Origin of the sequence: Flavobacterium panacagri (assembly GCF_030378165.1) — a bacterium.
Lineage (GTDB): Bacteria > Bacteroidota > Bacteroidia > Flavobacteriales > Flavobacteriaceae > Flavobacterium > Flavobacterium panacagri.
In genome coordinates this window covers 3,486,855-3,511,606 of sequence record NZ_CP119766.1, presented here as the reverse complement: position 1 = coordinate 3,511,606, position 24,752 = coordinate 3,486,855, and the positions used below count along the sequence as shown (strand labels likewise).

Sequence of the window (24,752 nt, the reverse complement as noted above, 5' to 3'; positions counted from 1 at the left end):
AAATTGTGATCGGTAGAACATAGTATCTGCTCGGTGAAAATGTAATTTTATCCGATAGAAGTTAGTTTTTTTGTAACGCAAAGTTCGCAAAAGATTTTCTCAAAGAACGCAAGGTTTAGGTAGTTCATTTTATTTTAAAGTTTGCAAAGATTCTCTATTTTGTATATAAATCTTTATAATACAATTTTTCACGCTTGAAACAAAAAAGCTCTAAATCGAAATTTAGAGCTTTTGTTATTTGTAAAATGAATAAACTAGTCCCATTTATTATTTTTAGAAACAGCATATTTTCCTGCTCCTGTAAAGAATAATCCAATCGAACCTAAAAGATAAAGCATCAAGAGTTCATTAGCATATCCTCCGTGTTCGCTAATCGAGAAAATATCCTGAGCGTGTGCCACAGCAATCGCTACTATACAGGTAAAGGCAAGAAGAACTGCTGCTATTCTAGTACGGAAACCTACTAAAATAGCTAATGGTGCTAAAACTTCACCAATATAAACAGCATATCCAAATGCGCCCATATTGTCTACAAGGAAAGAAATTCCGTGAAGCACTTTTGAAATTCCGTGGAAAAGCATTAAACCTCCAACGCTGATTCTTATTAGTAATAATCCAAGGTCTGTGTTTTTTGAAATCATAACAATTTTGTTTTGGGTTTTAAAAAATGAAATACAAATTAGGCTTGTAATTCGGCTAAAATACAAAAATTGTTGACATCAAAATAATACTATTTAAAATTATTCTAAATAATATTTATCAATAAACGCAAGTCCTTAAAAAAGAACTTCTTAGAATTTAATGGCAATTTTACCAATTGTTTTTCCCGATTCTAAACGCTGATGTGCTTTTTTCAAATTTTCAGCTGTAAGTCCGTTGTAGGTTTCTTTTAGAGTTGTTTTCAATATACCATCGTCCAGCAAATCAGCAACAATATTGAGAATATTATGTTGTTCTACCATGTCTTCTGTTTGATACATAGAGCGGGTGTACATCAATTCCCAGGAAAAAGAAACACTTTTGCTTTTCAGTTTATTCAAAACTACAGGTTCTGCACTTCCTGTAATCGAAGCGATATGTCCTTGAGGTTTAATTAATTCAACCATGGTATCCCAATAAGCATTGGTGTCTACAAAATCCAGAATAAAATCAACGTTTTCAAAACCTGCTTCTCTTACCGATGCCACTAAATCTTTATGATCAACCACAAAATCGGCTCCTTGTTGTTTGCACCAATCAATAGTTTCAGGACGCGATGCAGTTGCAATAACTGTTAATCCTGCCATTTTCTTAGCCAATTGAATCGCAATCGAACCCACTCCACCAGCGCCTCCAATGATCAAAATTGATTTTCCTTTGTCTTTGTCAGCATTAATTCTGATTCGGTCAAACAGAATTTCCCAAGCCGTTAAAGCGGTTAACGGAATTACAGCTGATTCTTCAGCGCTGAGTGTTTTTGGCTTTCTACCGACAATTCTTTCATCAATAATCTGAAATTCGGCATTACTTCCTTGCTTGGTAATATCTCCGGCATAATATACTAGATCGCCTACTTCAAATAAAGTGACTTTTTCGCCAACTGCCTGTACAATTCCGACAGCATCCCAGCCGATAATTTTTGGTGTTTCCAAAATAGTATCTTTTGCAGCGCTCTGGCGAATTTTAAAATCGACCGGATTTACTGAAATGGCATCGATTTTTACCAATAAATCGTGTGCTCCGGGTATTGGTTTCGCAGTTTCAAATTCCATGAAACTGTCTTTTTCTTCTATAGATAATGAGGTTTTAAATCCTATTGCTTTCATTGTTTTAAATTTTTAGTTTAAAATATAGTAACAAAGATAGTCGCTGTTTGAATGTTAATGTTGGTATAAGTTGGGGCAAAATTTGTATATTTTTTTCAAAGGGCTAAAGTTTTTTTCTCCCGCAGATTTAGTAGATTATGCAGATATTTCCAATTCAAATCTGCAATATCTGCCGAATCTGCGGGAGAAATATATTTTTTTTAAAGAGACTAAGATTTTTTGTTTCACGCAGATTCTGCAGATTTAGCAGATAAACATAGATCTTTTTTAATCTGCTCAAATCCTTATAAATCTACGTGAAAATATATTGACTATTTAGATAGAATTCTTTTTCTCGCAGATTTAGCGGATTATTCAGATGTTTCCAGAATTAATCTGCTAAATCTGCAGAATCTGCGGGAGAATATATTTTTTCACACATAGTCTCCCCCACTGTTTATCACGAAGGAAGGATGAGAAGATTGAGTGTAAAACAGCAATGGTGAAAGCTAAGCTTCTATGTGTTTAAATAAAACTTTAAATTTGTTACATCTAAATTTCTTAACATGAATGTCAGAAAAGCCAACAAATCCGATTCTAAATATATTGCACCTATATTATTATTAGCAATGGAAGATATTGTCTATAAATTTTTAGCTAAGAAAGATTACGCTTCCGCGAAAGACTTCCTGGAATATTTCATCGAAAGAGAAAGCAATCAGTATTCTTATCAGAATTGTTTTGTGGCCGAGGAAAACAACGAAATCATTGGTGCAGTCAATGTTTACAACGGTTCTGATATAGAAGCTTTGCGAAATCCAATTATAGAATACGTTAGAGCACATTATAATCCGGAATTTGATCCGGAATTTGAAACACGTGCCGGTGAATTTTATATCGATTCTTTGGGCGTAAACCCAAATCATCAGGGAAAAGGAATTGGTTCTAAATTGCTTGTTTTTCTAATTAATGAATATGTCCATCAAAACAAACAGACTTTAGGTTTATTGGTGGAAGAAGATAATCCGTTGGCGAAAAATCTTTATCTGAAACTCGGATTTAAAATTGTGGGCGAAAAAACTTTGGTTGGTAAAAGACTCGAACATCTTCAAATAAGTCCCAATTAGTATTCGGCTCTGCCAAAGAAAATCTGTATTTTTAATCCAAAACCAATCGCAATGAACCTTAATACTGTATTTGAATCGAATTATAAAAAACTGGGATTTCTGATTCTGAACCAGAAAACAGTCGAAGAAATTAATAGTGACGAATACAAAGCTTATATAAAGGTCTTATATCTGCCGGAAGATTATCAGGTTACGATTGATTTTAAACAATACCAAACCAAAAGTCCTTCCCTGTTTTTCATCAACAGCAATCAATATCTGCAGATTAATAAGGAAGGAAAAAAGCAGGGTTATTTTATGTACTATAATCGTGATTTTTATTGTGTACAGATTCATGATGCTGAAGTAGCCTGCGACGGATTGTTATTCAATAATATATTCGAAATGCCCATGACCACTTTACCAGACAAAGAGGTTTTGTTTATTGAAGGCATTTTCAATCAGATTCACGAAGAGTTTGTTTCGCCTGATTCTTCGCAGGAAGAAATGATTCGAACGTATTTGAAACAACTTATTATTAAAGCCACGCGAATCTGGAAAATTCAGCAATTGGGAGTTTTAAATGAAGAATCTACTAAAGAAATGGATTTCTTCAGGGATTTCAGCCGATTGGTTGAAATTCATTTCAGAACCAAACATACCGTTGCCGATTATGCAGATATTTTGGGTGTTGCTCCTAAAACACTTTCAAACAAATTCAATCGTTTGGAATTAACACAGCCTAACGATATTATAAAAGACCGCATTATTCTGGAAGCTAAAAGGCTTTTGGGGTATTCTTCTTTAAGTGTAAAAGAGATTGCCTATCAGCTGGGATATGAAGATCCGGCGTATTTTAACCGACTTTTTACCAATAAAGTTGGCGACACTCCGTCTAATTTCAAGAAAAAATACCTTCAAGGGAAAAATGTACAATTAGAATAGACTTTTATCCATTTTCAGAGGCTTATTACCGCCATATCTTTGTCCTATCAAATTATATATGATAAAACAATAAAGATATGAAACGTAAAGCACAAGCCGTTTGGAACGGTGACATTAAAACCGGAAAAGGAACTCTTACTACAGACAGTACCGTATTAAACAATACTCAATATTCTTTCAACAGCCGTTTCGCAGACGGAATCGGAACTAATCCTGAGGAATTATTAGCAGCTGCTCACGCTGGCTGTTTCACTATGAAACTAAGCTTAGACTTAACTACAGCAGGTTTCACAGTTGAGGAATTATCCACTCAATCAACTATTACTTTAAACGACGGAAAGATTACTCAATCTCTTTTAGTATTAAATGCTAAAGTTCCGGGAATAACAGAAGAAGAATTTTTAAAAATTGCTCAGGGCGCCGAAAAAACGTGTCCGGTAAGCCAGGCTTTTTCTTTCGAAATTGTTTTACAGGCAAATTTAATCAACTAAACATCAAAATCTTATAACAAATAACATACATTATGAAAACAATACAATCCATACAAAGAGGTATATTTATAGTTACATTATTAACTCTAAATACAATAGCTATGGCACAAGAAAGACCATATAAAGGACAAAATGACCCGGAAATCTTTACAGAAGTCCGCAGCTTTTTAAATGCATTAAATTCAGGTAACGGAAAACCATTAGAACAATTATCTGTCACAGATGCAAGAAATGTTTTAGTAGGCGCTCAGAAATCAGTAGAAGTGGATTATTCTGGTATAGAAGAAACTGAAAAAGTAATTTCTCAGAACGGCTTAAAAGTAAAAATTCATATCACTAAACCTAAAGGAGCAAAAGCAAATGCACCAGTATTTATCTTTATTCACGGCGGTGGATGGGTTTTAGGAGATTATCCTACTCATAGAAGATTAGTAAGAGATTTGGTTGTAGAAAGTGGCGCAGTGGCAGTTTTCCCTGATTATACGCCATCACCTGAAGCTAAATATCCAGTTGCGATTAACGAAATTTATGCTGCAACACAATGGGTAGCTGAAAATGGAAAAGAAATTGGAGTAGATGGGAAAAACCTAGCTGTTGTTGGAAATAGCGTGGGTGGTAACATGACTGCCGCTATTACTTTAATGGCGAAAGATAAAAAAGGCCCTCATATTAAATTACAAGTTTTATTATGGCCTGTAACGGATGCTAATTTTGAAACTGAATCTTATAATTTATATGCCAATGGACGTTTCTTAACTAAAAATATGATGAAATGGTTCTGGGACAATTATTTACCTGATACTGCTAAAAGAACAGAAAAATATGCTTCTCCATTACAAGCTAGTTTAACAGAATTAAAAGGCTTACCTCCTGCTCTAGTTCAAACTGCTGAGAACGATGTTTTAAGAGATGAAGGAGAAGCTTATGCCAGAAAGCTTAATGAAGCTGGAGTTCCTGTAACCTTAACGAGATATAACGGTTTGATCCACGATTATGGACTTTTAAATCCGATTGCCCATGTACCAGCTATTCAAACAGCCGTACAACAAGCTGGCATTGTAATCAAAACGACACTGAAATAAGAATTTCAAAGCAAATTGAAAAAGGGATAGATTAACATCTATCCCTTTTTTATGCATTTTGTCGTTTATTTTAAACAATTTGGCGATGATTCTGTCGTTATTAAAAAAATGACTTGACGATTTTTATCTTTACTAAGATAAAATTTGCTGAAGAAAATTGAAATAAAAATTAATAATCAGAATGAAAAACATAACCATATTAGAAGCAGGTTTAATTTTAAGAATAGTTTTAGCCATCACAATGCTTTCAGCCGTAGCTGATCGATTTGGAATCTGGGGAGCGCCGGGCTCAAACGGCGTAGCTTGGGGAAATTGGGAGAACTTTGTAGTTTACACCAACACATTAAATCCTTACGCAAACAAAGCCACAGCGGAAATTTTAGGTGCGGCCGCAACAGTTCTAGAAGTTGTACTTAGTCTGTTGTTATTGTTTGGATTTAAAACCAGAATAGCAGCTTTAGGAACCGCTTTCCTATTATTCTTTTTCGGGTTTGCAATGGCGGTTTCTGTTTCGGTAAAAGCGCCTTTTGATTATTCGGTTTGGACAAGCGTTGCTGCGGCACTTTTGCTTGCTAATATTGGTAAAACAGCTTTTGCCGTTGATAATAGAATATAATTCGCCTCCAAAATAAAAAAAGAGATAGATTGCTCTATCTCTTCCGCCCCCAAAAAATGTAAAAACCATAACTCTTTATAAAAGAGCCTCTACATAATTAGCTATTTGTGAATCAGTTTGTGAACTAAAAGAGGACTGTACTAATTGAACCGTTAAAAACAAAGTGTCCTCTTTCAATTCCATCTTAACATCATCATTATTTTCTGAATTGGTCAAATGAATAGTATTCATTTTATCCTGCAGTGCTTCTTTCCCCATATCATCAGAACAGATTTTTTTAACGAATGATTCTACATCGTCAAAAATAATATCCAATCGTGACAACGGATATTCATCATAAGCTGTAAAAGTATTCCAATCAATATCTACTTTAATATCATAACCAGCTCTTTCCTTTAATTTTGCTTCAAAAGCTGGAAGTTTTTCTATTTTAATAGATTCTGCTAAACGTTTTTCTGCTAATCCCATATCTGATTTTAATTGTTAATTATTTCTGACAAATGTATTTCTGTCTTTTTTGTCGTACATCACTATTTATAGTGATTTTGATTTTATTTATAATTAATGATTAATCAAATCTATTTTTCCTTTATTGTTCAATATTTCAGTCAGCATATCCGATTCGTATCCCATTGATTTTGCTCTTTTCGCCAGATTTAATGCTTTTACAGGTTCTAAAAGTTTATAATACATTTCGCCAAGATTGCAAACATAAATAGGTTCTTTCGGGTTGATTTCAATTGCTTTTTCAAAATACTGAAGCGATTCTTCATAACACAGTTCCAAATCTAAAATACAGCCGAAACTATTGTAGAGATGTGCCAAAGCTGCAGGTTCATGTTCGGTCTTCGCAAAAAAATAGTTTCTCTTGCTGTAACAAGCTTCAAAACCTTCTGTATACCATAATAATCGTGCTTCAAGGAAATAAGCAAATCCATAACTAGAATCAAGTGCTAAAAGTTCTTCGCACTTTTTTTGAGCGCCTTTATAATTTTTACTAAAAACAAAATCCCAGCCTTCGTTTAAAAGTCTTCTTTTGGTTTCATCTTCCTGTTTTTCCAGAATTTCTTCGTCCATTTCTTTTTTTCTATTTTCATCAATCACCATTTCCCAATCGGTAAATAGAACTTTCTTTTTGTTTCCAAAAACATAAAACGCTAAATCGGCACCTAAACTTTTAAAATCAAGAGAAAAAGTAATAGCATTTTCTGAATTATAGCTCGTAAGTTCTTCTATACATTGATTTAATTTTTGGATATCAATATGCAAGGTGAGCCACGGAAACAAATATGATCCTCGAAAAACAAAAGTCATTCTTTTAGGAAGCGATCTGAGAAAAATTTGTGAAAACTCTTCTTTTTCTATTTTAATCGTTTTAAAATCAGCACCCAAAATTTCAAGATAATGGCGCTGATCTAAACCTGATAATTCTAAATTCCAAACTACTTGTTTGTCTTTCAGTTTAAAGCGTTCTTCAATTGCATTTGAGTTTTTAATAGACTCTAAAAGTTCAAAAAACCTTTTTTTGTTATTATAATATTTATGAGAATAGATATTTGTTATAACTTTTTCTTTCTTTTCTTCCTGATCAATTTCCATGGATTCTGATGAAATGAAGTCCAGTAAAACCTGATCTTCTGTATATAATTTAAAGGCTCCTTTTTGATAAATATGAAGATAAATTCGCTTAGATTTTTTTCCTCTTATATTTTTAGGTTCGTCTAATGGATATTTTTCTTCTTCCAATTTTAACTCCTCAATTGGAAACGGCACATTGACTTTGTATTGTTTATCTTCAACAAAAGAAAACCACGAAATTTCAAACTGATCTGCTCCAAAAGGAATATGAATCAATCCAGAAAAAGCTGATTTTTGCAAGTAATAATATTTAGAAGCCCTATCCATTTCTGCCAGTTCTTCATCAGAATAGAAACAGTTGTTGTTTTCAATTTTAATATCAGAAATAAGTGTTTTAAAAGGGTTTACAAATGCAACAGAATCAATATGCATTAAAAGTTCTCTGTCATGATATATGCTGAAATAGGTTTTAAAATACCTATCTGCTAAACTTACTTTCTTATAATAATGTGAACCAAAATAATAGGTGTAATAACTAATAGGTACTCCAATTAAAATTGCAAGCCAGACAGTAAAATAAAGTCTGCTAAAAATTCTCGTTTTTTGATATTGTACTAAAACATATACTCCATAATCGACAAAAAGTAAAAGAGCAATAATTAGAAAAACGCCAGATATAAATTCAAAAGTAATTTTAGAATTGGATCTTCCGAAATAATACATATAAAAATAACCGCACCAAGCAATAACCACATTAAAAAAAAGTGCCGGCCAAAATCCTGTAAAATAAAGCAACCCATAAGTTATAAGAGAAGCAGCAAAAAGCAACCCAACAGGAAAGAATATTTCTCCACTGAAATAAACAGGTTCAACTTTTTGATACGAACGATAATTTTTCATCATTTGATTTTCTTTTAAATTGAAAAATCAAATGTAGAAGTTCGTCAAAAGTAGAATGTCATTATAAATAGTGATTTAATAAATCCATAATTATTTTTTTTTGTGCTCAATCTGTCATGGGTAAAAAAAACAGAAGTGACTTAAAAAAAATCACTTCTGTAAAAAAAAATAGTATTTAGGGCTAATATTTTAAAGCAAAATAATTAGTCTTTGATAATATCAAATCCTTGAATTCTTCCGCTTTCTTTTAGACGGAAAGTTTCTTTAATTTCTTTTGTAACAGGATTGTATTGATTAACTCCTGAAAAACCATCTGAAGTACTGTTGGATAAGAAATAGATATCTCCGTTGTGGTAGAATGGATTTTGAGTTGTATAGAAATTATCTGGTGGAATGTTCAAACGAGTTGCTTTTTTAGTCGTTACATCAATTTCATTCCAGAACCAAACATCGTCTCTGTATCTAACTCCGTGCTGTCCACCTCCATAGTAAGAAACCGCTCTTGATGGAATTGTAGTATAGATTTTATTGTTATAAGCAAAAAGTCTGTTGAATTCAGCTGGGAATTGGTAAGACTTCATGTCAAGTGCAAATGTAGTGTCAAAATTAACTTCTCCTTTTTTGATTCTAAGGATTTTTGAAGAATAATCACTTGGCTGTGTTTTCATATCACCAACAGAAGCAAAATATAAATCTCCTGTAACTTCGTCTAAACTCCATAAAACGTGGTCAATAAATACACCTAAATTGGTTGTAGTTCCCATTTTAGTTACGTTTTCGATTTTGTTTGTAGTCAAGTCATAAACTGCAATAGCTACTTCTTTTACTACAGGAGTTACCTGCCAGTTTCCTGCTGCTTTATCTCCTAATAATAAATCTAGGTATAATTTATTTTCTCTTTTTGCAATGATTAATTGCCCGATAGATTCTAAAGGCTGTCCTTCTGAAAGTGAAGAAAAATCAATTTCCCCAGTTCTTTCCATAGTAGTTGGATTGAATTTCTGTAATTTTAATCCACCTCTTACTTTATCCCAATAGTAACCTTCTGTTGCACTTGCTACTAAATAGTTTGTTTCGTAAGCATTAGAAAGAGATGCTAAAAATCCTTGATCTACCACTTTTCCAGTTGCATCAAGTCCCATTTTATTAATTCCTTGTTTTGCATTAGAAACGTCATTTACTTTAAAAAGGCTTTTTCCAAATACTCTTCCACCTAAAGAAGAAGTTACCTGTAAAAACGGTAATCCAGAAAGGTTGATTTCTCTTGATTTATTGTCTTTTAAGGCATAAACACCACCGCTCCAGTTAGCAGCACCGTTGTATATAATCCAAGTTTCATTTTTTGGCAAAGTATCGTCTGAGTTTCCGTTGTCCGGAGTATTATTATCATCATTGCTGCTGCAAGAAAATAAAAGCATACAAGCAGCTATCCCTGCCAGTACTGAACGAAGTGAGTTGCTTCTTTTCATAGTTGATCTGATTTATTGGTTTTATTTAAAAAAAATTATAAACTAGTTTAAGATGGAATGATCTTCCAGGTCGCTGCACGTTAAAATTGTCATACAATCGGACATCTCCAATGTTTCGGCACTCAGCTGAAACCGTTGTTTTTTTATCTGCAAAATGATAATAAACACCAACATCGTTAGAAAACTGCCCTATTCTGCCGTCTCTCGGAATAATCAATGAGGTTTGAAAATCTTTTACGGAACCAAATAAAGGCGGTTCCTGATTTTTTGGAATTTCAACTAAGAAAAATCTATGTGTATAATTAGCATTCCAAGTAAAATTTAAGCTGTCGCCTTTTTCGAATAAATTTCCGAAGAAAGTATTCGCCCAAAAGTTTCCAAACAAAAACGGAATATTCGGCACTCTAGAATCATTTAAATATTTAAAAGCAGCTTCTTTAATTCCAACTCTTCGAATGTCTTGATAGGTTACATTAAATCCTGTATTCAGCCATTTTGCTGGAGCATAATTGGTTTCAAACTCAAAACCTTTTATTTCTGAATTCTCATAATTAATGTATCGGTTGAACGGAATATCCAATTCTAGAAAAATAATATCCTGAACTTTTCTATAGAATAAATTGGCAGAAAAGGTCAAACTGCTGTTTTCTTTTAGGATAGAATACTGACCATTTAAATTCAGATTATGGCTTTTTTCAGGATTAAGATCTAGATTTTCTTTTACTAATCTCGCATCTCCAAAAATTTCATATTCATCTGGAAGACGTGTTGCATATTCATAAGAAAACTTCAATAAATAATTGTTCTCTTCCCATTTTAGTCCTCCTAAATAGCCAAACTGACTGTCATCTTTTGAAGATTTCCATGCAAAACCGTAATTATCAGTTGTGTATCCATCTGTATAATAATGATAATATTTGGCTGCTACAATGCTTTCTAATTTCTTATCAAGCCATAATGAACGCCAGGCGAATGCCATATTATCTTTTCGATAAGTTGCCGGAACGGTCAAAACATCAACTCCGTCGATTATAGAAACTGCTCCAAGAGGATCGCTTCCTTTTCTTCTCTGGGAATAATACAATTGACTGAATTCTAAAAAATTACGATCAGAAAGTTCATATTCCAAGTTCAATCTTGAAGAAACAAAATTGTATTTCATTCGCTGATTGTTTCCTGTTCTAATCTCTCCCGGTTGCATGTTTTCAGCAATCACTTCACCTAACCAATTATAACGAACTGTAGTAGTATCAATAAATTTGGTATTAAAATGACTGTAATTCGTCAGGAAATTTACTTTAAGCTTATCATCAAAGAATTTCTTGCGGTAATTGATCATTCCCGTGTAATTCTGTTCTTTTGAGAAAGCCTGTCCATAAACACTTACCATACTGGCATCGTTTTGAATCTGCTTATAGAAATCAGAATAAATTAAAGTCAGACGAAGATCATCTGCCCATGTTTTTTCTTTTAATCCCACAAATGCTTCTCCATAATTGGATCTGGTCATGTCGTGAAAACGTTTTACATTTCTAAATTCCTCATTGGTAGCATTTTGAATTGGGACATTTACTTTATAATTATTATCAGAATAATTAAAAGAACCATTAAAACCTCCGTAGAAATTGTTTTTATTTTGAAGATATAAATTGGCTGTCGCACGATGTGTATTAAAAGAAGCAATTTCATACGATACTTCAGCAAAATCTTTATTAGAAGTTCTAGTAACCAGATTCACGCCTCCGCCCAAAGCGTCAGAAGCCAGATAAACAGGCATAACCCCTTTGTAAATTTCAACACGATCCAGCATATTTACAGGAATTGTTCCAAGGCTGAAACCGTGTCCAAACAATTCAATTGGAATTCCGTCTTTAAAAATACGAACCGCTTTTCCCTGAAGTCCGCCCAGATTGACCTGAACTTGAGAGCCGATATTTCCGTTAGTTCTTATTTTTACTCCCGAAGCTCGGTTCAAAAAATCGCCGACATCCCCCGCTTTATCATACTGCTTTTTAAAATCAATTACTTGAACCGAAAAAGGAGATTCTTCAATCTGTTTTTTTACGCTTTTGTTTTGTATGGTAACTTCTTTTAAATTTGCCGAATCACTGTCGGATGAATCTAATTGAAATGTAAAATGATTGTCCTGACCACATACGACAGAAACGGTCTTTCTCGATTTTATGATATCATTTTTTACGATTTCAATGGTATAATTTCCGTCGGATAGAGAAAGTTCGAAAACACCGGAATTATTACTAATTCCCATTGATTTATTGTTAACCAAAACGGTTAAACCTGAAGCAGGATTTCCAAGATTATCTTCAATATGAATATATACTGGACAAGCATTTGCACCGAACAAGCCAACCAGAAACATAAACATAAGGTGTAATTTAAATGTCAAAGCTGTTTTTATTTAAACTTATTATAAATTATATTTGCAGTGCAAAAGTATTTGATTACCAATCGATGCATTTATGAAAGTGGAAGTTTTAATTATGAATTTAGAAGTATAAAGGATGGCATTTAAAATTGACTCAGATGATTTTGTGGATTTTCTAGAAATAGATAAAAAACCAGAACTACAACTGCCTGAAACAGTACTTCAGCACGAAAAAGACATCAAATTTGTCACACCTAAAGGCGATATTTTATTCCACGAACATACTATTACAGAAGAGTTATCCATTCTTCAGGGAAACTATCAACTACATGATGATGTTGCGATTTCTGGGCATGGAGATTCTTCATTGTTAGAGATGCATTTCAACCTTACAGATCAGAAAATCGGATACATAAATCCTGGTTCTTCAAAAGGTTATGCTTCTCCGATGTCGGGTAATATTACTTTTCTTTCTGCCGAAGACAATCATGCCAAAATTGACTTCAAAAAAGATATTGTGTACAATACTTTTGACATTCATCTCCCTTTAAATGTATTGACTAAATACGAAGGAGAATCTAAAGTAATGGACAGTTTCCTTAATAATATTCAAAAAAATAATAGCAACGCTTTAGCTAAAAACGAAATCAAAATAAGTGCTAAAATATTCAGCGTTATAGAAGACATCAAAAACTGTTTTTACCGCGGTCTGACCCGAAAAATCTATATGGAATCTAAAATCTATGAACTTATTGCTTTAAGTCATCATAATTTAGACATCGAAAAACAATCCAGAAACTTAGCCAGCGATGATATTGATAAAATAAAATTTGCCGCGCAGCTGATTCGTGAAAACATTGATAATCCGTTTACGATTGTCGAACTAGCGCGAAAAGTCGGCGTGAACCAGACTAAACTAAAAGAAGGTTTTAAAACCGTTTTTGGCGATACTGTTTTTGGTTACCTGCAGGAAATCAGAATGAATAAGGCGAGGCATTTTCTAACAGACACTTCGCTTTCCATTCAGGAAATCAGCCTTCTCTCGGGGTATCAGAATGTTTCTAATTTTAGTATTGCTTTTAAAAGGATATTTGGTTATCCGCCTACTAAGCTGAGATTGAAGGTTTAGTCAGGCATTTCCAAACAAAAATTTAACCGCAAAGGGCGCAAAGATTTTTACTCAAGATTGCGAATACAAACGCAAAGTTCGCAAAGCTTTGTCAATATACAGCTTTGCGAACTTTGCGTTTTTTTATAACCTCGCATAAAAAAATCTTTGCGCCCTTTGCGGTTAAAAAAATCCCTATAAAAACATAAGCATTTTTAAGGCATATTTAAGGTCATGAACAAATATGTATTCGTAAATTAGCAATTACAAAAACATATTTTAAATGACAATACTTACCTTTACACTGATTATGATTCTGGGTGCCTTTTTAGCAGGCTTTATCGGTTCATTATCAGGCTTGGGCGGGGGAATTATAATCATTCCGCTGCTCACAATTCTTCTCGGAGTCGATATTCATTATGCCATTGGAGCCGCTTTGGTTTCGGTAATTGCAACTTCTTCCGGCTCTGCCGCTGCTTATGTAAAAGAAGGAATTACTAATATGAGAATGGGAATTTTTCTTGAAATTGCCACTACAATTGGTGCAGTTTGTGGAGCTTTACTTTCTACCGTTGCTCCTACTTCATTTATTGCAGTTTTATTTGGACTAACGTTGATTTTCTCAGCAATTAATTCACTTCGCAAGAAAGAAGAACACATTGTTTTAGAATCTAGTCCATTGGCTAAAAAACTAAAGTTGGATGGAACTTATCCTGCACACAACGGAGAAATCATAAAATACGGAACCAAAAACGTGATTGGCGGTTTCAGTATGATGGGCGTTGCCGGAATGATGTCTGGTTTACTCGGAATTGGTTCTGGTGCTTTTAAAGTAATTGCAATGGATAATATTATGCGAGTTCCGTTTAAAGTTTCTACTACAACCAGTAATTTTATGATGGGTGTTACCGCAATGGCAAGTTCCGTAATTTATATTCAGAAAGGATATATCGAACCTGGAATTTGTATGCCGGTTGTAATTGGCGTTTTGTTTGGAGCAATGGCTGGCGCTAAAATATTAGTGAAAACAAATCCGAAAAAATTAAGAGTATTTTTTGCCTGCCTGATTTTTGTTTTGGCAGTAAACATGATTTATAACGGACTAAATGGAAAAATCTAATATGGTACAAGAAGAAAAATTTGGAGAAAAAGACTTTCAGACCATTATCGGAAACTTACTTCGTTATGGTGTTTGGATTTCGTTATCAGTAGCTTTTATTGGTGGAATTGTTTATTTAATGAACCACGGAAGCCAGATTGAAGATTATTCTGTTTTTAAAGAAAATGACCGAAATATATTTGAAGTAATCGCTGCAGTTTACCATGGAGCCATTAGCGGAGACGGTGCATCTTTAATCTTCACAGGGATTATTTTACTGTTTTTAACTCCTGTTTTGCGAGTTTTACTATCGCTTTTTTCATTTTTATTGGAGAAAGATTATTTATATGTAGGCATTACTTTAATTGTAATTGTCATTATTATTATCAGTATCTCATTCGGTTTTTCTCATTAGAAAATTATAGATTTTATATTGACATTGAAATTTTATAGCATTTATGGAAATAGGAATAGACAGTTTTGCTTCGGCAATGTATGGCGACAACAACACGCTGAGTAGTGTTGATGCCATGGAGCAGTTATTGCAGAGAATTGAATTTGCAGATCAGGCTGGTCTTGATGTTTTTGGAATTGGAGAACATCATAAAAAAGAATTTCTGGATTCTGCAACTGCCGTTATTTTGAGTGCGGCAGCGGCAAGAACAAAAAATATACGTTTAGCAAGTGCTGTCACCGTTTTAAGTGCGGCGGATCCTGTTCGGGTTTACCAAAGCTTTGCTACTTTGGATCTGATTTCGAAAGGAAGAACCGAAATTGTTGTTGGTCGTGGTTCTGCTATTGAAGCTTATCCGCTTTTTGGATATGATTTGAGAGATTATGATGCTCTTTTTAAAGAAAAACTGGAACTGCTTTTACAAATTAGAGATCATGAGTTTGTAACTTGGGAAGGAAAATTTCGTCCCGCTTTAAATGACTTACCAGTTTATCCAAGAGCTTTACAGGAAAAACTACCAATCTGGCTTGGCGTTGGAGGAACTCCTGAATCTTTCATTAGAGCGGGTTCTCTTGGACTTCCGTTAATGGTTGCAGTTATTGGCGGACAAACACATCGTTTTAAACCTTTAATTGATTTATATAGAGAAGCAGGAAAAGCTGCTGGTTATAAACCTAATGAACTAAAAGTAGGATTACACTCGCCTGGCTATGTTGGAACCACAACAGAAAGTGCAATCGAAGAATACTATCCAGGTTATGCCGAATTGTGGACAAAATTAGGATATGAAAGAGGCTGGCCACCCGTAACAAAAGGCAAATTTGACGGATTAATTGATGATTTAGGCGTTTTAATTGTTGGAAGTCCGGAAAGAGCTGCAGAGAAAATCCTTCGCCACAGCGAAGCCCTTGGAGGAGTTGACCGTTTTACCTTCCAAATGGACAATGCTGGACTAACACACAAACAATTAATGAACGCAATCGAATTAATTGGAACAAAATTAATTCCATTGATTAGAAAGGGATAATCTTTTGCCACTCCCGATAGCTATCGGGATACATAGATTAAAAGGATTTTTTATTTATTTCTATTTTAATAATATTTGTAATTAAATTTTTACGCTCCCGATAGCTATCGGGATTAAAATGATTCTAGCAGATTAAGCAGCTATTTATTATTTCAACAATTGAATAGCATCCAGCTTTAGATGGATAAAAAAAGAGAAGAAAACAGAAAAGGCTTTAGCCAAACTTTATTAGTTTGGCTAAAGCCTTTCTCTCTCTATTTATCGATTACCTCCAGTTAAAACTGGAGGCAATTCATAAATCTATAGATATCAATTGTTTGTTCTTTTGTTCCTCTGAACCTTGAAACCTTAGAATCTTAGCTTCTCAGAACCTTAGCACCTTTAAAATTTATAAGTCACACCAACTCTAAAGTTTCTTCCTGCTTCTGCCTGCCAGTAGTAAGCTTGCAACCACTCGTAGTAAGAACCGCTGTATAGATATTTATCTAAAATATTAAATACGTTTGCCGTAACTTTTACTTTTCCGATTTCGTAAGATAGACCTCCATCTAACTTAAAGTAAGAAGGTAATCTTTGAAGACCTTCGCCCCAAGTATCTGTCTCACGTCCGTCAAGGAAAGTTCCCCCAATTGAAGCACCTAATCCTTTTATTTTACCCGATTGAACAGTGTAATTCAGCCAAGCATTTGCTGTATGTTTTGAATATCCAGGAACAACATCGCCTACATTAATTCCACTTACATTAGATTTCGTCACAGTAGATTCTGTAAAGGCATAATTTGCGATCAGGTTAAGACCATCAAATATTTTTCCTCTTAAATCAAATTCAAAACCTTGAGCTCTTTTTTCTCCTAAAACAATTTTAGTTGGATTCTGCGGAGTACTTAACGGATCTGAAGTTAATTCATTTTTCTTCAGAATACTATAAGCAGATAAGGTAGTATTCCATGAACCATCAAACCAATCTTTTTTGATACCAAATTCGACGTTGTTACCTGTTAATGGTTTTAATTCTCCATCTCTTACAACCCCTGATTGAGGTGTAAAAGCTTGATCATATAATCCATAAACCGCTAAATCGTTAGTAATAGAATAACTTAAACCTGCACGAGGTGTTATATGACTATCCTCGTTTGGTTCTGTCTCATAGCTACTAGTCTGGCTAATCCATGTATACCTCGCTGCAAGGGTTAATCTTAATCTGTTACTAAAAAAACCAAGTTCATCCTGAATGTAACCCGCAGCATATTTTGTACCATAAAGTCCTCCAGCTCTTTGGCTAAGTGGCGTATCATGATCAAATTGTGGGAAACCGTTTGATGGAGTTCCGTAATTTGGGTTATAAATATTAAAAGGATTAGCAGCGGTATCAAGATCATGAGATTGTCCCCAATCTGCAGCATAATCTTTATCTCCTAAATCTATTCCTCCTAAAACTTTATGACTTACCGCTCCAGTGCTAAATTTACCATTTACGAAAATCTGTCCTAGAAACATATTACTATCTGCATCCCAGATGCCCACATTTCTAATAATTTCTCCGTTTGCAATATCTCCATTTGCAGTAGTTGCAGGACCTACAGCGGATGGCCATGAACTGTAACCTTGCTGAATATATTTAAAATAAGAAGTCTGTGCTGTTAATTTCCAGTTGTCATCAAATTTATGTTCAAATTGCAAATAACCACTATGATCTTGAATATTGGTATCAGGTAAACCTGGTGCTGTCATAGTAAAATTACGTGGCATAGTAGCGTAACCGCCTGCTTTTGGTCCAAATACATAATAAGAACCAACCTCTGTCATATTTGCATACTGAAAATTGTACTCAAATGTCAATTTTGTTTTGTCATCAAATTGATATGAAATTACTGGTGCAATTACATAGCGGTCATTATGTTCATATGGACGAAATGAACCTTTCTTTTGTGCAGCTCCGTTAAAACGGTATAATAGTTTTCCCTTTTTATCTAATTTTCCGTCAAGGTCTAAACTTACTCTGTAGAAATCATAGCTTCCTACAATAGCACTTACCTCACCTTTTGTAATTCCCGTTGGTTTTTTAGTTACCACATTATAAAGTCCGCTTGGATCTCCGCTGGAAAGCATGAAACCAGCTGGTCCTTTTACAAATTCGATATGATCTACAAAACTCATATCTTCAGTTAATGGTCCCCAGAAAGAAGAAACTACGTTAAAGCCATTTCTAAAAGCTTGAATTTGAGAACCACGCATAGTGATATTAGTGTACAAATCTCCCCAGTGCTCCAAACGAACTGCACCACTCACATTACGAATTACTCCGTCACTCATACTGGTAATCTGCTGATCTTTTAAGGTTTGTCCGCTTACAATCTGAACGTTTTGAGGAATCTCTAAAACTGGAGTCTGAAGACGTAAAGACATCGAAGGTTTGTCCTGTTTGTATTTATTTTTTGTAATAACTACTTCATTAAGATCCTCCTGACTTTCAGAAAGTGAAAAGTTTTTAGTTGTAGTTTTTTGCGAAGTAACAATAACTTTATCTTCCATTGTTTGAATACCAATACCACTAATCACAATTGTATAAGTACCTGGTTTTACTCTTGTAATTTCATATTGTCCAGAAACGGTGGTAACATCTGAATATTTTGTTCCTTTTAAAGCAACAGCAATATTTTCTGCGGGTTTATTACCGCTTAAAGTAATTTTTCCTGCTACTTTTCCAAAATCCTGTGCCATCATGTTTAATGAAGTCAAAAGCAATGCAAAAAAATACACTTTTTTATTAAAAACTATTTTCATTTTGGTTTGATTAAAATTAAAGCCCCAAAAGTATATTCAAATCTTAACTTATCCAAATTATTTTAAATCATTCTAAATAAATATAACAATTTACAGTCAATTAGCGAGAAAATAATAGAACAAAAGCCATTTTTAAAGTTATTTCTTGATAATATTAATCTACATTAAGCTGTAGAACAAATTCTCTTTCTATCTTTATGTTGCAAAAATCCAAAGACAGATTTAACCAATACCTTACCGATATGAATCCTAATACAATAAGAAAAGTAGCCATTGTAGGTTACAATAGAATTCCGTTTGCACGAGCAAATACCGCCTACAGCAATGTTGGAAACCAAGAAATGATGACAGCCGCTCTTAACGGACTAATTGATAAATACAATTTAAAAGGAAAACTATTAGGTGAAGTTGCCGGTGGTGCTGTAATAAAACACACCTACGACAACAACTTAATCCGTGAATGTGTAATGAAAACGAGCCTTGATCCTGCAACTCCTGCTTGTGATTTACAACAGGCATGCGATACGGGAATTGAAAGTGCTGTTTATATTGCGAATAAAATTGCTTTAGGGCAAATTGAATCTGGAATTGCAGGAGGTGTTGATTCTATCAGTGATATGCCTATTGCCGTTAGTGAAAAACTTAGAAAAATTCTTTTAGAAGCCAGACAGGCAAAATCTTTAGGCGCTAAGATTAAAACCTTTTTAAAACTTCGCCCAAAAGATTTAAGTCCGCTTGTTCCTAAAAATGAAGAATCCCAGACAGGACTTTCAATGGGTGGTCATACCGAAATTACGGCAAAACATTACAAAATTGCAAGAGAAGAACAAGATGAATTTGCCTTAAAAAGCCATCTGAATATGTCAAAAGCATACGATGAAGGATTCTTTGATGATATGATTACTCCTTTCAACGGATTAGAAAAAGATAATAATTTAAGAAGAGATTCTACGATTGAAAAACTAGCTAAACTTAAACCTGCTTTCGATAAAGTTAATGGTACTTTGACAGCAGGAAACTCTACTCCTCTTACAGATGGTGCTTCTTGTATTCTTTTAGCCAGCGAAGAATGGGCAAAAGAACAAGGACTTCCCATTTTGGCTTATATCACCTTTGCCGAAATTGCAGCTGTTGAATATGTTAAAAATCAACAAAATCTTTTATTGGCTCCTGTATTTGCTGTTTCTAGAATGCTGGAAAAAGCAGATTTAACTCTTCAGGATTTTGATTATTATGAAATTCACGAAGCTTTTGCTGCACAGGTTTTGGCAACCCTTAAAATATGGGAAAGCCCCGAACTCAGCCAATCTATTGGTTTAAAGAAAACTTTAGGGGCAATTGATAGAGAAAAACTCAATGTAAAAGGAAGCAGTTTAGCAGCTGCGCATCCTTTTGCCGCAACTGGAGGAAGAATTATTGGTGTAATGGCAAAACTGCTTAACGAAAAAGGTTCTGGAAAAGGTTTAGTTTCTATTTGTGCTGCCGGAGGCCAGGGAGTAACTATGATAATTGAGAAGTAATCTTAAGTTGTTTTACTTATAAAGCATTTTGTTTTATAAATAATCTGCTAAATCTGTTAAATCTGTGAGCCAAAAAAAAATACTCCCGCAGATTCAGCAGATCCGGCAGATTACTTTTTTATAACAAACCAGACAGATTTTAAAAATCTGTCTGGTTTAGTATTAGTCTTTAAACTTTTAAAAAGCAAATTCTTCTACAGAAGACAAAGCTTTTGGTAAAGCATTTGCTGCAAAATCAGGAATTGCTGTTCCTTCAACTCGGAAGGTTGTAACATCTGTCATTCCTAAAAATCCTAAAACAGCTCTTAAATAAGATTCAGAAAAGTCGTAACTTTTATATGAACCTTCAGAAAATATCGCCCCTGAAGCAATTGAAAGATAGACCTTTTTATTGGTAACCAAACCTTTTGGCCCCTCTTCACTGTAACTAAAAGTTTTTCCTGCTCTTGCAACTTGGTCAATCCATCCTTTTAAAACCGCTGGAATCCCAAAATTATACAACGGCACTCCAATTACAAGTATGTCTGATTCTAATAGAGTTTGTATGGCATCATCTGAATATTTTAGTACAGCTGTTTGTTCTGGCGTATGGGATTCTAATGGCGTATAAACTGCGCTGATATGTGAATTAGTCAAATATGGCAATGGTGTTTTAGTCAGATCAAGTGTTTGTATTTCTGTAACTGAATGGATTCCAGCTAACTTTTCAATAATTGCATTTGATAATTGATTGCTAAACGAGTTCTCTCCATTTGTACTGGTAATTATTTGTAGAATTTTCTGGCTCATAATTTATATTGTTTGTTTTACGATACAAACTTATCTACATTTGCTATCCATTTTATAGTACTAACCTAGAGGATAGTGCTATACTTGAGGATAGTAACAGTATATATGAAAACAAAGAGCGAACTAACAAAAGAAATGGACTGTCAGCCAGAAGAATGTCTTGCTGCATTATTACCCGTAAGAGATGCCTTGGAGGTTTTAAGCGGCAGATGGAAACTGCCCATTTTGATTGCCTTATCAAACAGACCAAAACGCTTTAAGGAAATTTCTAAAGATATAAACGGAATTACAGACAAAATGCTTTCTAAAGAACTTAAAGATTTAGAGATCAATAAACTGGTCACCAGAACTGTTTATGATACATTCCCTCCAACTGTTGAATATGCCAGAACAGAACACAGTCATACTTTATATAAAGTCATTAGTGCATTAAATGAGTGGGGAACTTTACATCGAAAAGAAATCATCGGGAAATAGTTTTTCATGGTCTTTTATTTAGGACTTAAAACACTACAAAAACTTTACATAAAAATTGTAATTCCACTGATTTACTGGTAGTGGATACATCATAATTTCTATAATAAAAAAACATAACATTTGATTTTCAATCAATTATACAGAAAAGAATTAAATTTGATTACCCCAAAATCAATAAAATTTCTGAATAATTATGAAAAAAAATCTACTCCTTAAAACCCAAAAACGATTTAGGCATTTATTCCTTATTGCTATTTTATTCGTTTACTCACTAACCTACTCACAATATATTACACAAAACCTAGCTCCTACAGCGGTAATAAAAGAAGGACTCGCTTTGGAACAATCTTCTGATGGAAGAATTTTTATAGCCGAAAGAGCTGGTATTGTAAAAGTATTTCAGAACAATGCTGTATCTACCGTTTTTACCGTAACAACCGTTACAGACAAAGAACAAGGTTTACTTGGACTTACTTTACATCCTAACTTTGCTACAAACGGCTACATTTACGTTTTTTATTCCATAAATGATACAAACGTAATTCGTCATAGAATTGAACGAATTAAGATTGATGCCAACAATCAGGTGGTAAGCAGACAAGAAATCTTGCTTTTGGAGCCAATTGGCGATGGATTTCATAATGGTGGTGACTTAAAATTCTTTAAAGGATATCTTTATATAACTGTTGGCGACAGCCAGTTGAATATCAATTCTCAGGATTTAGATACTTATAAAGGAAAAATTCTTCGTTTAACAGAAGATGGACAGCCTGCTCCCGGAAATCCATACTATGGAAGCGGTTCTATACAAAGACAGAGTATCTGGGTATATGGTTTCAGAAACCCCTGGAGATTAGTTCCTAATGAAACTGTAAACAAACTATATGTTTTAGATGTTGGAACTTCATGGGAAGAAGTAAACGAAATCAGTAATCCAACTATTCGCAATTATGCTTGGGGACATCCGCAGGGAGGCGACGGAAAACAAACCGAAACTAACTTATTTACTAATCCAATCTTTACGTATGCCACAGGAAGTATTGGAAATGCCTTGACCAATGGCGTGCTTTATAATCCGACAATATCTCGTTATCCAAATCTGGAAGGTAAGTTTATCATTAAAGATTTTGTTCGAACAGAAATCAGGTCATTTGATCCAAATGTAGCTGATCCCGTTTCAGCAGTCTTTTTTACCGCTCCTCAACAACAAGCCCTTGGAATGATGTTAGGAAATGATGGCTACATTTATTATTGTGCTTATGGAAACAACGGTTCGTTAATCAAGTTGGATTATATAGCAACTGCTGCGCCAACGATTGTAAATCACCCTCTTTCTCAATCTATAATGGAAACGAAACCAGTAACTTTTACGGTTTCGGCAAGTGGAACTGGTTTAACCTATCAATGGCAGTTTAACAATGCTAACATCAATGGAGCAACTGGCGCGAGTTATACTATTCCAAGTGTAACAAATGCAAATGCTGGAAATTACAGAGTTGTGGTTACTAATACCGCTGGAAATGTAACCAGTAATCAGGCAGTATTAACCGTAATTCCTTTTAGCAATGCACCTACAGTATCTATCACTTCTCCGTTAACAGCATTAAAATGGAATGCTGACGATGTTGTTTATTTTGAAGCGACAGCAAACGATGTTGAAGACGGAGTACTTCCAGCAAGTGCCTTTTCTTGGAGCATGGATCTTTTTCATGAAGACATTCCAGGAGCAGGACATTCACATCCAGGAGCAAGTCCGCAGGGTATAAAATCAGGAAATTTCACAGCTTCTAACCAAGGCGAAAAAACACCAAATGTCTGGTATAGATTCACGGTAAAAGTAACCGACAGCAACGGATTGACTGCGACAAGTTTTGTAGATATTAAACCGAATTTGGTTGATGTTACAGCTACTAGTTCACCAGTACCGCTTAATTTAGAATTCAATCAAAAACCTATTACGACGCCTTCTACAAAACAAGTGGTAGCCAATGCTGCTTTACAAACACTAAACGCACCAACTCCACAATATGTTGGAAATATTCGTTACGATTTCGATCATTGGAGTCAAGGCGGAACGGCTAATCAAACCTTTAAAGCGCCAGCGACAGGAACCATTACTTATACGGCATTTTATACTCCAACTACTCTTCAAAATGCACCTTATCAGGGAATAATTGCCCAGATACCCGGCATAATTGAAGCAGAAAATTATGATATTGGTCCAGAAGCTATTTTCGATATCAATGCCGGCGGAGATACGGCTTACAGACCAGGCGACCGCGTTGGAACTGAGGCTTGTAACGAAGGTGGCTTCAATCTGGCGTATGTAGTTAAATATGAATGGCTAAAATATACCGCAAAAGTAAATACAACAGGAACTTACACGATAAATTTAAGAATTGCCACTCCTTACAACACCAGAAAACTACATTTGAAAGTAGATGGCACAAATGTTACAGGAACTGTCAACATACCCAATACAGGAGGTTTTCAGAACTGGCAGACTGTTGCAATTCCAAACGTTACTTTGACACAAGGAACGCATGTAATTACTTTATACTTTGAGGAAAATGATATCAATGTCAATAAAATGGAGTTCGTGCTTTCTGGAAGTACCGCTGCTCCTATTGCCGATTTTGAATTCAGTCCGCAAATGGGGTGTTTGAATACTGCTGTAACTTTTACCTCAGTTTCAGTTGGTACTGTCGATTCTTATTTATGGGATTTTGGAACTGGAGCACAACCGCAAACCGCAGCTGGAATTGGACCGCATACTGTCCTTTTTTCTACAGAAGGAACTAGAGACGTTTCCTTAACCGTAAACAATTCAAACGGAAATAACACTAAAAAAGTTACTTACGAAGTACATACTTGTAATCTTGGAGTGGAAAATCCTAATGAAGAATCCAGCAAAATCATCGTTTATCCTAATCCTTCAAAAGGAATATTTCATTTGTCAAGGGAAATGGAATGGACTATTTATTCTGTTTCTGGAAGTAAAATTAAACAAGGCGCAGGAAATGTGATTTCACTTTCTGAATATCCTTCTGGAGTTTATTTTATAAAATCAGATGTAATCACTAAATCCATGATAATCAGTAAACAATAATTTTATTTTATAAGATTTTTATAGTATA

At 34.4% G+C, this 24,752-nt stretch carries 20 protein-coding genes; 12 read left to right on the top strand and 8 right to left on the bottom strand.

Going from position 1 to position 24,752, the window contains the following annotated elements; all coding sequences use genetic code 11:
• Positions 1 to 254: 254 nt before the first annotated feature.
• Both P2W65_RS15500 and P2W65_RS15495 read right to left on the bottom strand, forming a co-directional pair.
• A complete protein-coding gene (locus tag P2W65_RS15500) occupies positions 255 to 641 on the bottom strand; it encodes a DoxX family protein (RefSeq protein ID WP_289658832.1) in 387 nt (128 codons plus the stop codon).
• A 150-nt stretch (positions 642 to 791) separates the two neighbouring features.
• Positions 792 to 1,805 carry a zinc-binding alcohol dehydrogenase family protein gene (locus tag P2W65_RS15495; RefSeq protein WP_289658830.1) on the bottom strand — a complete coding sequence of 338 codons (1,014 nt, stop codon included), beginning with the start codon at positions 1,803 to 1,805 and terminating at the stop codon, positions 792 to 794.
• A 545-nt stretch (positions 1,806 to 2,350) separates the two neighbouring features.
• Between P2W65_RS15495 and P2W65_RS15490 the strand changes: the two genes are divergently transcribed.
• The 5 genes from P2W65_RS15490 (at position 2,351) to P2W65_RS15470 (ending at position 6,024) form a co-directional block, all read left to right on the top strand.
• Positions 2,351 to 2,911: a GNAT family N-acetyltransferase gene (locus P2W65_RS15490; RefSeq protein WP_289658828.1), complete on the top strand. Its 561-nt coding sequence runs from the start codon at positions 2,351 to 2,353 to the stop codon at positions 2,909 to 2,911.
• A gap of 51 nt (positions 2,912 to 2,962) precedes the next feature.
• On the top strand, positions 2,963 to 3,835 hold the full coding sequence (locus P2W65_RS15485) for a helix-turn-helix domain-containing protein (RefSeq protein WP_289658826.1): 873 nt from the start codon (positions 2,963 to 2,965) through the stop codon (positions 3,833 to 3,835).
• 77 nt (positions 3,836 to 3,912) lie between these two features.
• Positions 3,913 to 4,326 (top strand): OsmC family protein, encoded by a 414-nt coding sequence (locus tag P2W65_RS15480; RefSeq protein WP_289658824.1) that lies wholly within the window; start codon positions 3,913 to 3,915, stop codon positions 4,324 to 4,326.
• A gap of 32 nt (positions 4,327 to 4,358) precedes the next feature.
• Positions 4,359 to 5,408: an alpha/beta hydrolase gene (locus tag P2W65_RS15475; protein ID WP_289658822.1), complete on the top strand. Its 1,050-nt coding sequence runs from the start codon at positions 4,359 to 4,361 to the stop codon at positions 5,406 to 5,408.
• Between the two features lie 181 nt (positions 5,409 to 5,589).
• Positions 5,590 to 6,024 (top strand): DoxX family membrane protein, encoded by a 435-nt coding sequence (locus P2W65_RS15470; protein WP_289658820.1) that lies wholly within the window; start codon positions 5,590 to 5,592, stop codon positions 6,022 to 6,024.
• A 75-nt stretch (positions 6,025 to 6,099) separates the two neighbouring features.
• On the opposite strand, the gene P2W65_RS15465 is transcribed toward P2W65_RS15470, so the two are convergent.
• From P2W65_RS15465 to P2W65_RS15450, 4 genes are all read right to left on the bottom strand, one after another.
• Entirely contained in the window at positions 6,100 to 6,492 is a 393-nt protein-coding gene (locus P2W65_RS15465; protein WP_289658819.1) for a hypothetical protein, read from the bottom strand.
• Between the two features lie 93 nt (positions 6,493 to 6,585).
• Positions 6,586 to 8,505: a tetratricopeptide repeat protein gene (locus P2W65_RS15460; protein ID WP_289658817.1), complete on the bottom strand. Its 1,920-nt coding sequence runs from the start codon at positions 8,503 to 8,505 to the stop codon at positions 6,586 to 6,588.
• A 200-nt stretch (positions 8,506 to 8,705) separates the two neighbouring features.
• On the bottom strand, positions 8,706 to 9,971 hold the full coding sequence (locus tag P2W65_RS15455; protein ID WP_179003486.1) for a DUF4374 domain-containing protein: 1,266 nt from the start codon (positions 9,969 to 9,971) through the stop codon (positions 8,706 to 8,708).
• Positions 9,972 to 9,996: 25 nt separating this feature from the next.
• Positions 9,997 to 12,357 carry a TonB-dependent receptor plug domain-containing protein gene (locus tag P2W65_RS15450; RefSeq protein ID WP_289658813.1) on the bottom strand — a complete coding sequence of 787 codons (2,361 nt, stop codon included), beginning with the start codon at positions 12,355 to 12,357 and terminating at the stop codon, positions 9,997 to 9,999.
• 136 nt (positions 12,358 to 12,493) lie between these two features.
• Between P2W65_RS15450 and P2W65_RS15445 the strand changes: the two genes are divergently transcribed.
• From P2W65_RS15445 to P2W65_RS15430, 4 genes are all read left to right on the top strand, one after another.
• Positions 12,494 to 13,486, top strand: coding sequence for a helix-turn-helix domain-containing protein (locus P2W65_RS15445; protein WP_289658811.1), 993 nt, complete (start codon positions 12,494 to 12,496; stop codon positions 13,484 to 13,486).
• 262 nt (positions 13,487 to 13,748) lie between these two features.
• Positions 13,749 to 14,585 (top strand): sulfite exporter TauE/SafE family protein, encoded by an 837-nt coding sequence (locus P2W65_RS15440; protein WP_289658809.1) that lies wholly within the window; start codon positions 13,749 to 13,751, stop codon positions 14,583 to 14,585.
• Complete coding sequence (locus P2W65_RS15435; RefSeq protein ID WP_289658807.1) at positions 14,572 to 14,979, top strand: DUF1634 domain-containing protein; 408 nt, start codon at positions 14,572 to 14,574, stop codon at positions 14,977 to 14,979. The genes P2W65_RS15440 and P2W65_RS15435 overlap by 14 nt, the downstream gene beginning before the upstream one ends.
• 43 nt (positions 14,980 to 15,022) lie before the next feature.
• Complete coding sequence (locus tag P2W65_RS15430) at positions 15,023 to 16,045, top strand: LLM class flavin-dependent oxidoreductase (protein ID WP_289658805.1); 1,023 nt, start codon at positions 15,023 to 15,025, stop codon at positions 16,043 to 16,045.
• Between the two features lie 381 nt (positions 16,046 to 16,426).
• On the opposite strand, the gene P2W65_RS15425 is transcribed toward P2W65_RS15430, so the two are convergent.
• Entirely contained in the window at positions 16,427 to 18,829 is a 2,403-nt protein-coding gene (locus tag P2W65_RS15425) for a TonB-dependent receptor (RefSeq protein ID WP_289658803.1), read from the bottom strand.
• Positions 18,830 to 19,071: 242 nt separating this feature from the next.
• On the opposite strand from P2W65_RS15425, the gene P2W65_RS15420 reads away from it, so the two are divergent.
• The gene (locus tag P2W65_RS15420) at positions 19,072 to 20,349 is read left to right on the top strand and encodes an acetyl-CoA C-acetyltransferase (protein ID WP_289658801.1); all 1,278 of its coding nucleotides are present in this window, start codon (positions 19,072 to 19,074) and stop codon (positions 20,347 to 20,349) included.
• Between the two features lie 177 nt (positions 20,350 to 20,526).
• Here the strand turns inward: P2W65_RS15420 and P2W65_RS15415 are convergent, their stop codons facing one another.
• On the bottom strand, positions 20,527 to 21,138 hold the full coding sequence (locus tag P2W65_RS15415) for an FMN-dependent NADH-azoreductase (RefSeq protein WP_289658799.1): 612 nt from the start codon (positions 21,136 to 21,138) through the stop codon (positions 20,527 to 20,529).
• A 105-nt stretch (positions 21,139 to 21,243) separates the two neighbouring features.
• Here P2W65_RS15415 and P2W65_RS15410 point away from each other — a divergent pair, with 105 nt between their 5' ends.
• A complete protein-coding gene (locus P2W65_RS15410; RefSeq protein WP_289658797.1) occupies positions 21,244 to 21,615 on the top strand; it encodes a winged helix-turn-helix transcriptional regulator in 372 nt (123 codons plus the stop codon).
• A 193-nt stretch (positions 21,616 to 21,808) separates the two neighbouring features.
• Entirely contained in the window at positions 21,809 to 24,724 is a 2,916-nt protein-coding gene (locus P2W65_RS15405) for a PQQ-dependent sugar dehydrogenase (RefSeq protein ID WP_289658795.1), read from the top strand.
• The last annotated feature ends 28 nt before the right edge of the window (positions 24,725 to 24,752 follow it).